The sequence below is a fragment of the Arthrobacter sp. PsM3 genome, from assembly GCF_030433895.1.
Taxonomy (GTDB): Bacteria; Actinomycetota; Actinomycetes; order Actinomycetales; family Micrococcaceae; genus Arthrobacter.
In genome coordinates this window covers 36,131-51,408 of the sequence record NZ_JARUXE010000017.1, presented here as the reverse complement: position 1 = coordinate 51,408, position 15,278 = coordinate 36,131, and the positions used below count along the sequence as shown (strand labels likewise).

The following is a 15,278-nucleotide window of genomic DNA, read 5'->3' as shown; positions in this document are numbered from 1 at the left end:
TCAGCGCTGGTGGCCGCGGCTGGCGCGGGTTCCGAAGACACCCATCCGCGGGCGCGGCGGAAGCCCGGGGCCGGTATGCGGCACCGGCGCGGAGGATCCGGTGTTCACGGCGCGGAGGGCACGGGCGAACAACTTGGCGTCCTGGACGGCCTGCAGTCCGTCGGCTTCGGCGCTGATCCGGATCACAATGTCCTCCTGCGCAATCGTGCCGCTGTACCCGTGGTCTGCCTCGCACTGCGGGTCGCCGCAGCTGGCCGGCCCCATGTCAAGGCGCTGGCCGCCGGACCAGGCGATGGACAGGGTCAGCTCACGGACCGGATCGGACGATTTGTATTCCTGGGGCTGCGCGTACACGTAGCTGAGGACCACGGAGCGGATCTGCGTGACCGGGACGGATTCGGTGGAGACCTGCGCGACGGTCTGCTCCCCTGCCTCGTCAAGCTGCTGGTCATCCACGTGGGTGATGACGAGCATGTCCTCGGTGAGGACCAGCACCGTGATGTGGCGGCGGACCTCGGCGCGGTCGAAGTGCGTCTCAAGGTGCACCAGATGGGCCACGCAGTCGCGCCCGTCGAGGGCATCGGCGACGACGTCCGCCACCAGCCGGGGGTAGAAACCGGCCTGCTGGAGGGCCCCTTCCAGGCTTTGACCCTGCGCACTGTGGTCATGCAGGCCGTGATGGTGCGCCCCCGGGTGTCCGGAGACGGTCGCCTGGGGCTTGGATGTCGGAGACTGAAAGCTCATGGTCTCCATTTTCACAGATCGGCTGGGGACATGCTAACTTGCCGGCCGCGCGGTGCGGCCGCGCGGTGCGGCCGACGCCCTGCCGTCCCCGGGCCCTCAGCTGCGCATGGCGCGCCGGGCACTGTCGGTGCGCTGCGCGGCGTTGGCGATCCGGACATCGGCTGCGAGGATGGATGCCCCCTCCGGCCCGGCGAGCACGGGGTTGAAGTCGACGAGGGCGATTTCCGGGTGGTTGTCCTTGAGCCGGGTCAGCCGGGCGGCAAGGTCCTCCAGCGCCCTGGCATCCACGGCCGGCAGGCCCTGGTAGCCGAAGAGTTTCCGGGAGGCCCGGGGCGCCCGGATGAAGTCATGCAGGTCCGGACCGGAGAGCGGGGGCACCCGGTGGGCCCAGTCGTCCAGCAGGTTGACCGCGTCGCCGGCCAGGCCGAAGGAAATCACCGGGCCCAGCAGCGGGTCCTCGACGGCGCGGAAAGTGCAGGCCTGGCCCACCGGCGCCATCGACTGCACTTCCAGCGACGGGGAGCCGTAGCGTTCCAGGGACTTGCGCATTTCCAGCACATTCCGCCGCAGCGACTCTGCATCCTGGATGTCCAGGCGCACCCCGCCGAGGTCCAGGCGGTGCCGCAGCGCCGGGTCGGTGGTCTTCAGCGCCACCGGCCAGCCCAGCCGGTCCGCGGCGGCGACGGCCTGTTCGGCGGTTTCAAAGCCGACGGAGGGGACCACCCCGATGCCGTAGCGGGCCAGCAGGCGCGCAGCCGTGTCCGGGTCCAGCCGGACGAGTTGTTCGCCGCCGACCTTGTCCAGCAGGCGTTCCAGCTCCTCGTGGGTGCCGTCCGGGTCGCACCCCTCGGGTTCGACAAAGAAGCCCTGGTCGCGGTTCAGCCACTGGGCGTAGCGGACCACGGCACCGAGCGCGGCCACTGCAGCTCCGGGGTTGGAGTAGCAGGGAACGACCGCTGCGCCTGCCTCGTCGCCCACCATTCCTTCCACATAGATCGAAGGGTCCAGAAGTCCGCTGAACGCCGCCACAACGGGCTTGCCGGCCGCGACCGAACATTCGGCCAGGACCCCGGCGATTTTTTCCACCGTGAGTCCGTGGGCGGGCAGCAGCGCGACCACCACGGCGTGCACGGTGTCCGCGGTGAGGACTTCCTGCAGGCGGTGCCGCAGCGCCGGCAGCGCCAGCGACATCCCGGCGTCGAGGTCGACGTCGGTGACGATCCGGTCCACACCGAGCCCCTGCACGGCCGCACTGTCCGCGACGACCTTGCCGAGTGCCCGGGAGTTGCTGAACACGGCGATCCCCGGGCCTTTCGGCAGGGGCTGGCTGGAGACAATCTGGGCAACATCCATGAGCTGCTCGATGGTCTCGACGCGGATCACGCCGGCCTGGCGCATCATTGCATCGACGGCCTCCGGCGGGGCCTGGGTGGTGCGCACAGCGTGGCCGGGAGGCAGACCGAGCGCGTCGGACTTCGCCACGATGACCGGCTTGGTCCGGGCCAGGCGCCGGGCCAGGCGGGAGAACTTGCGCGGGTTGCCGATCGACTCCAGGTAGAGCCCGACGGCGGTGGTGTCGGCGTCGTCCTCCCAGAACTGCATCATGTCGTTGCCGGAGACGTCGGCGCGGTTGCCGGCCGAGAGGAAAGTGGAGATCCCGACGCGGCGCCGGCTGGAGGCCGCGTAGAGGGAGACACCAATCGCGGCCGACTGGCTGAACAGGCCCAGGCCGCCGCGGCGGCCCAGCGAGGGCGCCATGGAGGCGTTGAGGGACACGGCCGGGTTGGTGTTCATGATGCCCAGCGAAGCGGGGCCGATCACGCGCATGCCGTTGGCGCGGGCCTGCCGGACGAGTTCGCGCTGCCGGGCCAGGCCGCGTTCGCCGTCGTCCGCGTACCCGGCGGTGGCCACCACGATCCCCTTGACTCCGGCGGCACCGCACTCCTCCACCACTTTGGGGACCTCGGCGTACGGGACGGCGATGATGGCGAGTTTGACCGGCCCGGGCACCTCGGAGAGCCGGGCGAAGGAAAGCATGCCGGCGAGCTCGAAGGCCTCCGGGTTGATCGCGTAGACCGGGCCGGTGAAGCCGCCCTCGATGATATGTTCCAGCAGCTGGTAGCCCACGGTGCCCCATTTGCGGCTGGCCCCGATCACTGCCACGGAGGACGGGGCGAGCAGTTCCTGGATGCTGCGCGCCTCGGCGCGGTGTTCCCGGGACTCCATCACAGCGCGGGACTTGTCCGTGGGGTCGATGTTGAATTCGAGGCTGACCACGCCGTCGTCGAAGTGCCGTTTGACGTCGTAGCCGGCGTCGGAGAAGACCATCAGCATCTTGCGGTTTTCCGGCAGGACCTCCGCGCTAAACTTCCGGATGCCGTTTTCGCGGGCGGCTGCGGCGAGGTGTTCGAGCAGGATGGACCCGATACCGCGGCCCTGGTGCGCGTCGGAGATGTTGAACGCGACTTCCGCTTCCTCGGGATCATCGAGCCGGTCGTAGCGGCCGATGCCCATGATCTCCCCGCCGATGGTGATCACGAGGGCCACCCGGTCCTTGTAGTCCACCTCGGTGAAGCGTTTGAGCTCCTTGGCGGAGAGTTTGGACTTGAACGCGAAGAACCGCATGTAGATGGACTTCTGCGACTGCCCCACGTGAAAGGCCTGGACCGCGTCCGCGTCGGAGGGGTGGATCGGGCGCAGATGAGCCGTCCCGCCGTCACGCAGGACAACATCGGCTTCCCAATATTCCGGATATACGCCGCCCGAGGGCTGATCCACCATAGGCTTAGCCTAGTCATAAACTTACGCAGCTTTCGTTCTGCACCGCTCAGAAGGACCCACCAGCCTCATGGCACGTCGCCAAAGCCCGTCCCCGGCAGGGGAATCCAGCCAGGACTTCGTCGAAAATATCGTCGACATCGACGTCACCTCGGAGATGGAAGGATCGTTCCTCGAGTACGCCTATTCGGTGATCTACTCGCGGGCGCTTCCGGATGCCCGGGACGGCCTTAAACCGGTGCAGCGGCGCATCCTGTACATGATGAGCGAAATGGGCCTCCGCCCGGACCGCGGCCACGTCAAGAGTGCCCGCGTGGTGGGCGAGGTCATGGGCAAGCTGCACCCGCACGGCGACACCGCGATCTATGACGCGATGGTGCGCATGGCGCAGGACTTCTCGCTGCGGCTGCCGCTCATCGACGGCCACGGCAACTTCGGCTCGCTCGACGACGGCCCCGCCGCCCCGCGGTACACCGAGGCGCGCCTGGCCGCCGCGGCGCTGACCCTGACGGACCACCTCGACGAGGACGTCGTCGACTTCGTCCCCAACTACGACAACCAGCTGACCCAGCCGGACGTGCTGCCTGCGGCGTTCCCGAACCTGTTGGTCAACGGCGCCACCGGCATCGCGGTCGGCATGGCCACGAACATGGCACCGCACAACCTGGTGGAAGTGATCGCCGCGGCGAGGCACCTGATCGAGCACCCGGACGCCACGCTCGAGGACATCATGAGGTTCGTCCCCGGCCCGGACCTGCCCACCGGCGGACGGATCGTGGGCCTGGACGGCATCCGGGACGCCTATGCCACCGGACGCGGTTCCTTCAAGACCCGGGCCAAGGTGGAGATCGAGCAGCTTTCGGCCCGCCGCACCGGACTGGTGGTCACGGAACTGCCGTACATGGTGGGGCCGGAAAAGGTGATCGAGAAGATCAAGGACGCCGTCAACGGCAAGAAGCTGGCCGGCATCAGCGACATCGTGGACCTCACGGACCGCAAGCACGGCCTGCGCCTCGTCATCGAGCTGAAGAACGGCTTCAACCCCAACGCGGTGCTGCAGCAGCTGTACCGCTACTCGCCGATGGAGGATTCCTTCGGCATCAACAACGTCACGCTCGTCGACGGGCAGCCGCAGACCCTCGGGCTGCTGCAGCTGCTCACCGTCTATGTCGAACACCGCATCAACGTGGTGCGCCGGCGCACCGCCTTCCGGCTCGGGAAGAAGAAGGACCGGCTGCACCTGGTCGAGGGCCTGTTGATCGCGATCGTGGACATCGACGAGGTCATCCAGATCATCCGTTCCTCGGACGAGGTGGCCGCGGCCCGGACCCGGCTGATGTCCATCTACGACCTCACCGAGATCCAGGCCAATTACATTCTGGAACTCCGGCTCCGGCAGCTGACCAAGTACTCCCGGATCGAACTGGAGAAGGAACAGGACGAACTGCGCCGCGAGATTGCCGAGCTCGAGGCCGTCCTCGGCTCCAGCGAGCGGCTCCGCGGCCTGGTGTCCACCGAGCTGGCCGAGATCGCCGAGAAGTACGGCACCCCGCGCCGCACGGTGCTGCTGGAGTCCGAGGCCGTCTCCCCCACCGTCGCCGCCGCCCTGGCCGCCGCGCCGGGAGCCAAAGGCAAGGCCGCCCCGCTGGCCCTGGAGATCGCGGATGACCCCTGCTGGGCCATCCTGACCGCCTCCGGACAGATCGCCCGCACCAGCAACCAGGACAGCCTTGCCGAGGCCGGCCCCCGGACCCGGCACGACGTGTTCACCTCGGTGGTGAAGACGTCAGCGCGCGGCGAGATTGCCGCCGTGACGTCGCAAGGCCGCATGCTCCGGCTCCAGGTGATGGACATGCCCGTGCTGCCGCCGACGTCCGGCACACCGAACATGGCCGGCGGAGTGCCGGCCAAGGACTTCATCACACTGCTCAAGGGCGAATCGCTGGTTGCCTTCGCGCCGCTGGATGACGTGCTTGCGATCGGCACGGCCCAGGGCGTGGTCAAGCGGGTCCAGCCCGACTATCCGTTGAACCGCGAGGACTGGGAAGTCATCGTGCTCAAGGACAAGGACACCGTCGTCGGGGTGGCCCCCGCGGGTTCCGACGACGTCGACCTCGTCTTCGTGACACGGCAGTCCCAGCTCCTGCGCTTCCCCGCCTCCGCCGTCCGCCCGCAGGGCCGGACCGCCGGCGGCATGGCCGGCATCAAGCTGGCCGCCGGGGACGAGGTGATGTTCTTCGGCGCGGCCAGCCGGTCGGACCGCGACGCCGTCGTGGTGACCATCGCCGGCACGGAAGGGGCGCTCCCGGGCACCGCTCCGGGGGCCGCCAAAGTCACAGCACTCTCCGAATACCCGGCCAAGGGCCGCGCCACCGCCGGGGTCCGGGCGCACCGCTTCCTCAAGGGCGAGGACACGCTGCTGCTCGCGTGGGCCGGTCACGGCCCCGCGAAGGCATCCTCCCAGGCCGGGGTTGCCCGCTCCCTGCCCGGGGAACACGGCCGCCGCGACGGCTCCGGCATTCCGCTCTCCCAGGCCATCGACGCGATCGGCCCGAGCATGTCCTGGCAGACCGCGCCAGAAGATGCGCCGACGCCGGGTGCGGCCACGGACTAGGCTCCCGCCGGAACTCTGGCGGCCTCCCGTCGGCCTGTCCGGCGGCCTGTCCGGGGCGCGGGACACGGTCCAGGCCGCCGGCCGCCACCCACTTGCCACAAGTGGCCGCTAAGGGAACTCCACCTGCCACCCATTTGCCACAAGTGGCCGCTAAAGGGCCCCTCGTGGCGGCCATTTGTGGCGAATGGCCACGAAAGGGCTCCACGCTCACCTCGACAATTTGCCACAAGTGGCCGCTAAGGCGTTCCACCTGCCACCCATTTGCCACAAGTGGCCGCTAAAAGGCCCCTCGTGGCGGCCATTTGTGCCGAATGGCCGACCCTGGACCTACGACTGCAGGTGCGAGTACAGACCTAAAGCGGGCAACGACGTCGGGACCGGGGGAACGTCGACGGCGAGATCGCCCTACGCCCTTAGGTGCACCGGCGGACCTAAAGGGACAGGGCGATGTTGCTTGTCTCCACCGGCGGCTCAGGCACAGGAGAAGGTGCTGCGTATCCGCTGACACCGGCTACCCGCGGAGCCCGCCCGTCTTTCAATTGCCGGGCGCGAAAATGCGTTTAGAATGCTCGCATGCCTATCATCCCTGATATCAAGGATTGGACCTGGGTCCTGCAGCGGCCCTGCCCCGAGTGCGGATTCGATGCGTCGGCGGCGACGCCAGCGACGGCGGCGGGGATGGTGGAAAGTATGCTCCCGCGCTGGCGGGTGGCGTTGCGGCGTCCCGACGCCACGGAACGCGCGGATTCGAACACCTGGTCGGTGCTGGAGTATGCCTGCCACGTCCGGGACGTCTTCACCCTGTTCGATCACCGGTTGGGCCTCATGCTGAGCGAGGACGACGCCCGGTTCGCGGACTGGGACCAGGACCTCACCGCGGTCGAGAAGGACTACGCCAACGCCGACCCGGCCGAGGTCAGCGCGGAACTCACAGCCGAGGGCGGGCAGATCGCCGCCGCCTTCGCGCGGGTCACGGAGGAGCAGTGGAGCCGCAAGGGCACCCGCAGCAACGGTTCGGAGTTCACCGTGCTGACGTTCGCGCAGTACTTCCTGCACGACATCGTCCATCACCTCCACGATGTGGATGGCTAGCACGGGGACGGGCAACGTGCGGAAGGCCGGCGGGCGGCTGGCCCGCTACAGTTCCTTGTCCCAGGCCATGCTGGTGCTGACGGCGGCGTAGCCCATCTTGGCGTAGAGGGCCAGGGCCCCGGTGGGGTTCTCCGAGTCGACGTCGAGCGAGGCCTTATCCATCCCGGCCGCGGCGAAGCGCCGCATCGCATCGGCCAGCAGCGCCTGCGCCACCCCGCGGCCGCGGAACTCCCGCCGCACGCCCAGCAGGTCCGTGTAGCCCTCTTTGTAGCCCCGCGACTCCGCGCTGACGGCGTCGTGGCTGGCGAGCTGGTAGCCGGCAACCTTGCTGGCCCGGTCCAGGACGACGGCGCTCAGGTCCGGCCGGGCGAGCGGATCATTCACCAAGAAGCCCCAGGACTCCTCGTCCCGCGGCTCGCTGCCCCAGTGGTCCCGGAAGGCCTCGTTGTGCGCCAGCCGCACCGGCTCGTGCAGCCCGGGTTCGAAGCCCACAAGTTCCAGCCCGTCGTCGAGCACCACGGCGGGGAGGCCGTCCTTGAGCGGCCGTTGCATCTCGTTGTAGTAGCGGACAATCCGGAAGCCGGCGCCCTCGAACAGGGCGGCCTGGTGCGTGTGCTCCTGTTCCATATGGAGCCGCAGTCTCGGCACGGCGCCCTGCGTCGCGTCCTCGGCAAAACGCTGCCGGGTCCTTCCCTCCATCCAGCCCAGCACCCCGGTGCCGATCCCGGTCCCCTGCCACGCGGGGTCGACGCAGCCGAATCCGACTGCCTTCTCCCCGTCCGGGTTCTTGGTGATCCGGCCATAGGCCCGGGCCACACCCCGGGCGTCGAAGCCGAGGATGGTGTTCGCGGCGGCCGGGTTCTTCTGCGATTCGAGGACCTGTTCCAGATCGGCGCGTCGCTCGAACCAGACGGGCCGTTCGAGGGCGGCGGTCCGGGCGATCAGCGCCGCCCAGCCGTCCAGGTCCGCGCTCCCGGCGGCCCGCCACGACAGGCGGGGGTCCAGGCTGGCCAGGGCGTCGGGGTGTCCGTTCATGGCAACAGGCTAACGTCGGGCTTACCCCCGCGCCAGCAGCGCCGTTGCCTCCTGCGGAAGCGGTGTGTGCGTGGCCGCAGCCCGGTCAAGGTCCAGGCGGCTGTCATCCGCGGCGATGTCCTCCGGGTTGTGCGTGACGAGCACGACGGTGCGGTCCCGCAGTCCGTGCCGCAGCTCGGCCAGCATCGCCCGGCCGGACTCCGCATCCAGGTGGGCCGTGGGTTCATCCAGCAGGATCACGTCCGCGCCGGTCAGGAGCGTGCGGGCGACGGCGAGGCGCTGCCGCTCGCCGCCGCTGAGGAATGCCCCGCCGGGTCCAATCCGGGTGTCCAGGCCCTGCTCCAGCCGTCCGATCAGCGGCCCAAGGCCGACCGCGGCCAGCGCGTCCTGCAGCCGCGGCTCCGCCAGTCCCCCGCGCTGGCCTTCGGGAAGCCCCAGCAGTAGGTTGCCGCGGATGGTCGAGTCGAAGAGGTGCGCCTCCTGCGGGCACCAGGCTGCGCGCCCGCTCATCAGGATTTGACCGCTTGCCGCGGGGAGGAAGCCGAGGACGACGGCGAGCAGGGTTGACTTGCCGGAGCCCGAGGTCCCGGTGACGGAGAGCCAGCGCCCGGGTTCCGCGGCGGCGGTGAGTCCGGTGAAGACCCGCGGGCCGCCGGGCCACGCTGCCGCAAGGTCCCGGAGTTCGATCCCGGGCTGACCGCCGGGCCTTCCTGGCACCGGGGCAAGGCCGCCGGAGTCCCGGGCGTCGTCGTCCTTGTCGAGCACCCCGGCTTCGCCGATGCGCCGCAGCACCGCCCGCAGCGCCGGGTATTGCCGGACCGCCGTCGTGATGGCCGCGTACGGCTCCACGAGGGCGAGCTGCAGCAGCACAACGACGGCGAGGGTTGAGGGCTCGACGGCTTCGCTGAGGGCCAGCGGAGCGGCCAGCACGGCGCTGGCCAGGGCGGCTGTCCCGCAGGCGAGTACCGTGAGCCCCTGGCCGAGTCCTTCGGCCCATGCCGAGTGCTGGGAGGCGGCGGTCGCGGAGCGGTCGGCGCGTGTGATGGCGGCGAGTACCGGCGCGGAGACATTGTTGGCGTGGAGTTCGGCGCGGGCGTCGAGGGCCGCAGCCACCTGGCGGAGGACACCGGAGCGAAGCCGCTGTTCGGTGCCCGCGGACATCCGGTCCGCTGCCAGCGCAAGTGCGGGTGCCGCCACGAGGCTCAGCAGGGCTGCGGCTATCACGGCGGGCAGCGCGGCCGGCAGCAGCAGGGCGGTGCTGATAACTGCGGCGGCGGCGACGGCCACGGCGGTCAGCGGCGGCAGGACCACCCGGGGCAGGAGCTCCCGGACCGTGTCGACGTCGTCCACCACGGTGCCCAGGACGTTGCCGCCCTGCAGCAGCCGGCGCAGCGAGAGGGCGCGCCGGCTCAGCGATTCCCAGAGCTGGCCCCGGAGCCGGGTCAGGGCGGCGAAGACAGCGTCGTGCAGCAGGAGCCGTTCAAGGTAGCGCAGCGCGGCACGGCCGATGCCGAAGAAGCGCACCCCCACGATCGCGGTGAGCAGGTAAAGGATGGGCGGCTGCTCGCTGGCTCGGATAATCAGCCAGCCGGAGAGCCCGGCAAGGGCGACGGCGAAGAGGGCCGCCAGGGTGCCGACGACGCCGGCCGCGGCGAATTTGACTCCGACCGGGGCGAGCAGCCGGCGGAGCCGGGCGGCCGTTGACCCGCGGGCCGCGCTTCCGTCCGCCCAGGCTGGCGGCTCACCGGATTCCATCCCGCCGGCCGGCTGGAGATCGGTTGGCCGGAGTCCGGTTGGCCCGGCGGACTGTGGATCGGAGGATCCCAGCCCGGACCGGCGGGCCGCGGATACGGCGCCAGAGCGGCCGGACGACAGTGATGGCGGCGCGGTTTCTCGCACGGACGCCTCGACTGTCCCGCCGGCAGAAGCGGCTTGCGTAGCGGACCCGGCCCCGGAGCCGGCTGCCCCTGCCGCCGACACTGTCACTGCCCCTGTCACTGCTACCAGGTCGTCGGCGAGTTCCCGGGTCTGCCGGTCGTGGGCCACCAGCAGGACGGTGACCTTGCCGCGCAGCCCGGCGATGGCGCCGCTGACCGCGGTGGCGGATTCCCGGTCCAGGTGGGCGGTGGGTTCGTCGAGCAGCAGCACAGTCGCTCCGGACTCGATCCTGGCCAGGCCGCGGGCCAGTGCGACGCGGCGCAGCTCCCCCGGGCTGAGTTCAGCGGGGTGCTTAGCGGCAAGGTGCCCGGCGGCACAGGCCGTCAGGCAGCGCAGGGCGGGGTCGTCGGCGGCGTCGGCGGCGTCGCGCGCTGCCCGGCCGTCGGCGGACGGCCCCGCGGCCGCTCCCAGATACAGCCTGACTTCCTCCAGCACGGTCGGGGCGACCATCACGGGATGCTGCGGCACCCAGGCGACGTCCGCCGTCGTGAATCCTTCGAGCCGTCCGGTGACCGTGGTGTGCCGGTCCGTGCCGCCGCCGGTCCCGATGGTGCCGGCCAGCACGCCGAGGACGGTGCTCTTGCCCGCTCCGCTGGGGCCGTCGAGGGCGGTGATCCGGCCCGGGGCGGCGGTGAAGCTGAGCGGCCCGACGGCGGCGCCGGTCCTGCCGCCGTAGCGGACGGTCAGGCCGGCAACGGTCAGGGCCGGCGGCCGTGGGGCTCCGGAGGCAGTCCCCGCGGCAGCAGCGGTGGGATCAGCCGCGGCTGGAGCAGCGGGCCGCAGCGGAGTGGGCTCGGGTGCCTCGAGGATGGCGGTGGTTTCTGCGAGCGCGGCGCGGCCTTCGTCGCTGGCGTGGTGGGCGGTGCCCAGTTCCCGGAGCGGGAGGTAGCAGTCGGGGGCGAGGATCAGGGCCAGCAGCCCGGCTTCCAGCGCCATGTCGCCGTGGACCAGCCGGACGCCGATGAAAACTGCGACGACGGCAACGGAGATGGTGGCGATGAGTTCCAGCGCGAGGGCGGAGAGGAAGGCGGTCCGCAGGGTTCCCATGGTCCGGTGGCGGTAGTCCTCGGAGAGGTTCTCGAGGGCCTTGCGCTGGGCGGTGGCGCGGCCAAGCCCCACGAGGACGGGCAGGCCCTTGGCGAGCTCCAGCATGTGGCCGGACAGCCGGGCCAGGGCCGACTGGGCTTCCCGGACGCGGTCGTCGGTGTAGCGGCCGATCAGGATCATAAAGAGCGGGACCAGCGGCACGGTCAGCACGATCACCACGGCGCTGATCCAGTCGGCGTAGAGGATGCGCGCACCCAGCAGCAGCGGGATCGCCGCGCAGTTCACCAGGGCGGGCAGGAACTGGGTGTAGTAGCTGTCCAGGGCGTCCAGCCCGCGGGTCGCGAGTACGGCGAGTCCGCCGTCGGACGGGCCTGACGGCCGGGTGCCGTTGCGCAGGGCATGCTCGAGCAGCTGCGAGCGCAGTTCCTCCTTCACGCCCAACGCCGCCCGGCGCGAAGCGACGGCCTGGGCCCAGACAGTCAGGGACCGAAGCACCACCCCCGCGACTCCCCAGTACAGCTGCCCGCCCCAGGCGGGATCACCGGCCATCAGCCCGGCCAGCATGGATGCGACGGCCTGTCCGATCAGCACCAGGGACAGGGCCTTCAGGGCCGCGAGCAGGCCCAGCAGGTAGAGGGCGGCACGGTTGGCGGCCCCCGCGGGGAACTGCGGTCTCATCAGCTGCTAGTCCTTGGGCGCCAGGGCTTTGGCGGCGATGGCGGGGAGGAAGCTGTGGGCGTCGGGGATGTGCGCATCGCTCACCCGGCGCCGGAACACCCAGTACGTCCAGGCCTGGTAGGCAAGGACCAGCGGCAGCCCGATGCAGGCGACGATGGTCATCAGCCCCAGGGTGTAGTCCGAGGAGGAGGCGTTGGAGATTGTGAGGTTGAAGGCCGGGTCCAGTGTGGACGGCAGCACAACGGGGAAGGCTGCGCCGAAGATCGAGGCGCTGCCGAGCAGGAGGAACGCGCCCAGGGACAGGAACGCACGGCCTTCGGCACCCTTGCGGGCGAAGTTCCAGGCCACAACGGCGGCCACCACGGCGGCGACGACGGCGAGCACGGTCCAGATCTCGCCGCTGAGCAGCTGCAGGCTCACCGCCCAGCCCGCGATCGGCAGCAGCAGGACGGGCAGGAGCCGGACGAACCACTGGCGTGCGCGGTGCCGGACGTCGCCGTCGGTCTTCAGGGCCAGGAAGGCGAGTCCGTGCAGCAGCGAGAACCCGACGACGGCGAGGCCGCCCAGCACAGCGTAGGCGCTGAACCACGCGAAGGGGCCGCCTTCGCGGTCGCCGTTGGCGTTAATCGGGAGGCCGGTGGTGGTCAGTGCCAGGGCCGCTCCGACGCCGAAGGCCGCCACGAGGGAGCCCAGGGAGATGGCCCAGTCCCAGCGGGCACGCCAGCGCGGGTTGTCCACCTTGCCACGGTATTCGAAAGCCACCGCGCGGAAGATGAGAGCCACGAGGACCAGCAGCAGCGGCAGGTACAGGGCGGAGAACAGCGAGGCGTACCAGAGCGGGAATGCCGCGAAGGTGGCGCCCCCGGCTGTCAGCAGCCAGACCTCGTTGCCGTCCCAGACCGGGCCGACCGTGTTGAGCAGCACACGGCGCTCGGTATTGTTCCGGGCGAAGCCCTTCATCAGCATCCCGACTCCGAGGTCAAAGCCCTCGAGAAAGAGATAGCCCGTCCACAGCACCGCGATGGCGATGAACCAGATGGTGGGAAGCAGTTCCATGCTCAGTATCCTCTGCGTTTCTTGGGGTGCGAAGGCTTAGTAGGCGAAGGCCAGGACGTCGTCGGTTCCCCCGGGCTTGCCGGGACCACCGTCCCTGGGGGTGGCGTCCTCGTTCTCGTCGGCGGGGACGTGCGCGAGTTCCGGCATGGCCGCAACCACCCCGCCGCGGATGTACTTGACCAGCAGCTTGACCTCGACCACCAGGAGCACGGCGTACACGGCGGTCAGCACCACGAGGGAGGTCAGCAGCTCGCCGGCCGAGACGCCGGGTGAAACCGCTGCGGCCGTGAACATAAAGACCTGGTCGATCCCACTGAGGTCCGGGTTCGGGGCGACGACGAACGGCTGCCGGCCCATCTCGGTGAAGATCCAGCCGGCGGCGTTAGCTCCGAACGGCGCCAGGATCCCGAAAACGGCCAGCCGCATGAGGCCGCGAGAGGCCGGGACGGTTCCCTTGCGGGTGACCCACAGGGCCGCGAGCGCGGCCAGGGCGGCCACTCCGCCGAAGCCAATCATCATCCGGAAGCCCCAGTAGGTGACCTCCATGACCGGCACGTACTGGATCTCCTGCCCGGCCCGGTCCCCGTAGATCGGGTTATCCGGCAGGTTGGTGCCGTAGTCGGCCTTGTACTGGTCCAGCAGGCTGTTGACGCCCCTGACCTCGGTGGTGAAGTCACCCTTGGCGAGGAAGGACAGGATCCCGGGCACCTCGATGACGGCGACGACGTCGTCGCAGTTCTTGGAACCGACGTTGCCGACGCTGAGGATGGAGAAGCCGGTGCCGTCGTGGCAGGCCGCCTCGGCGGCAGCCATCTTCATGGGCTGCTGTTCGAACATGAGTTTGCCCTGCAGGTCGCCGGTGAGGGCGGTGCCGGCGAAGGAAATCATGGCGACGACGGCGCCGATGCGCAGGGAGCGGATCCAGACGGCGTGGTCGGTGCGGTCGCGGCCGGGGATGGCGGCCTCGCCGGGAATGACCTTGCCGTCGGCGCCGATGGTGTCGATCCCGTCGTGGCGGCGGCGCCACAGGTGGTACCAGGCGATGCCGAGCAGGAAGGCGCCGGCCACGGCGAGGGCACCGAAGAGGGTGTGCGGGACGGCAACGAGGGCGGTGTTGTTGGTGAAGACCGCCCAGGCGTCTGTCATCACGGGACGGCCGTTGATCATCTCAACGCCGACCGGGTGCTGCATCCAGCTGTTCGCCACGATGATGAAGTAAGCGGAGAAGGCCGACCCGATCACGGCGATCCAGAGGCAGGCCAGGTGCACGGCGGGTTTGAGCTGCTTCCAGCCGAAGATCCACAGCCCCAGGAACGTCGACTCGACGAAGAACGCCAGCAGCGCTTCCATCGCCAGCGGCGCCCCGAAGACGTCGCCCACGAAGCGGCTGTACTCGCTCCACGCCATGCCGAACTGGAACTCCTGCACGATGCCCGTGGCGACGCCCATGATGAAGTTGATCAGGAAGAGCTTGCCCCAGAACTTGGTCATCCGCAGGTATTCCGGTTTGCCGGTGCGGTGCCACATCGTCTGGATGACGGCGACGACCAGGCCCAGGCCGATCGTGAGGGGCACCATCATGAAGTGGTAGACGGTGGTGATGCCGAATTGCCAGCGTGCGATTTCCAAGGCGTCCAAGGCAGTCCCTAACTTTGCTAGGCGAGCAACTTCTACACAACGTAGAAAGATTCTTCTACAGAGTGTAGAACAGTCTGGCGGTTCCCTGCACCTCAGCGTCCCACGGCGCGGATCGGCCCGCAATGGATTGGCCGGGGACCCAGGAGTGTTGCCGGCGAACAATGTGCCTGGAGGCGGGCCTATCCTCTAAGGGACTAGGCTCTGCTGTTGCTGAACCCACGGCAGACCCGTACGGACTACATCTACCTGACCGCAAACCCTGGACGCGGCCACTTGGGGAGCGGAACTCGGTGTGGGCGAGGGACGGGAAAGAATCTACCGCGTGGAACCCGAGGGCCCCTTTGAGGATGACCCCAATCTGACGGACAAAAAGTTCCCCGGCCACCCGGCCAGGTCCTACCGCATCCGGGTCCCTCTGCGGGTGGTTGACGAGATCGTTGACTGGCAGCCGCACTCCCCCGAGGCGCTTCAGGACATCCGGAACCACCTTGAGGAACTCTAGCGTCTGGGCATGGAGGCGATCAGCTGACCTCCCCCGAAGACGGCCGCTTCGGCGCATCAGCACGCGCGTCTCCATCGGCACAGACGAGCACCCGGACGGGGAGTCAGCAGGCAGCCGCGATCCTCACCGCGGATAACGAGCGCCGATAGTCAGCCC

The 15,278-nt window shown here is 69.5% G+C and carries 8 protein-coding genes and 1 pseudogene; 3 read left to right on the top strand and 6 right to left on the bottom strand.

Features of this window, described 5'->3' with window-relative positions; genetic code table 11:
* Positions 1 to 744, bottom strand: coding sequence for a DUF5998 family protein (locus tag QCD75_RS10870; protein WP_301228470.1), 744 nt, complete (start codon positions 742 to 744; stop codon positions 1 to 3).
* A gap of 96 nt (positions 745 to 840) precedes the next feature.
* Positions 841 to 3,525, bottom strand: coding sequence for a bifunctional acetate--CoA ligase family protein/GNAT family N-acetyltransferase (locus QCD75_RS10865; RefSeq protein ID WP_301228468.1), 2,685 nt, complete (start codon positions 3,523 to 3,525; stop codon positions 841 to 843).
* Between the two features lie 67 nt (positions 3,526 to 3,592).
* Here QCD75_RS10865 and QCD75_RS10860 point away from each other — a divergent pair, with 67 nt between their 5' ends.
* Together QCD75_RS10860 and QCD75_RS10855 are read left to right on the top strand one after the other, a co-directional pair.
* Positions 3,593 to 6,136 carry a DNA gyrase/topoisomerase IV subunit A gene (locus QCD75_RS10860; protein ID WP_301228467.1) on the top strand — a complete coding sequence of 848 codons (2,544 nt, stop codon included), beginning with the start codon at positions 3,593 to 3,595 and terminating at the stop codon, positions 6,134 to 6,136.
* A 573-nt stretch (positions 6,137 to 6,709) separates the two neighbouring features.
* On the top strand, positions 6,710 to 7,228 hold the full coding sequence (locus QCD75_RS10855) for a DinB family protein (RefSeq protein WP_301228465.1): 519 nt from the start codon (positions 6,710 to 6,712) through the stop codon (positions 7,226 to 7,228).
* Positions 7,229 to 7,273: 45 nt separating this feature from the next.
* On the opposite strand, the gene QCD75_RS10850 is transcribed toward QCD75_RS10855, so the two are convergent.
* From QCD75_RS10850 to QCD75_RS10835, 4 genes are read right to left on the bottom strand one after another with little or no spacing between them, the layout of a single operon-like run.
* Entirely contained in the window at positions 7,274 to 8,263 is a 990-nt protein-coding gene (locus QCD75_RS10850) for a GNAT family N-acetyltransferase (RefSeq protein ID WP_301228462.1), read from the bottom strand.
* A gap of 21 nt (positions 8,264 to 8,284) precedes the next feature.
* Complete coding sequence (gene cydD / locus QCD75_RS10845) at positions 8,285 to 11,926, bottom strand: thiol reductant ABC exporter subunit CydD (protein ID WP_301228460.1); 3,642 nt, start codon at positions 11,924 to 11,926, stop codon at positions 8,285 to 8,287.
* 6 nt (positions 11,927 to 11,932) lie between these two features.
* The gene (gene cydB, locus QCD75_RS10840) at positions 11,933 to 12,982 is read right to left on the bottom strand and encodes a cytochrome d ubiquinol oxidase subunit II (RefSeq protein ID WP_301228458.1); all 1,050 of its coding nucleotides are present in this window, start codon (positions 12,980 to 12,982) and stop codon (positions 11,933 to 11,935) included.
* Between the two features lie 36 nt (positions 12,983 to 13,018).
* A complete protein-coding gene (locus QCD75_RS10835) occupies positions 13,019 to 14,620 on the bottom strand; it encodes a cytochrome ubiquinol oxidase subunit I (RefSeq protein ID WP_301228456.1) in 1,602 nt (533 codons plus the stop codon).
* Between the two features lie 259 nt (positions 14,621 to 14,879).
* Between QCD75_RS10835 and QCD75_RS10830 the strand changes: the two are divergent.
* A pseudogene (locus QCD75_RS10830) lies at positions 14,880 to 15,122 on the top strand (NAD(+)--rifampin ADP-ribosyltransferase); the annotation flags it as partial.
* Positions 15,123 to 15,278 lie beyond the last annotated feature (156 nt).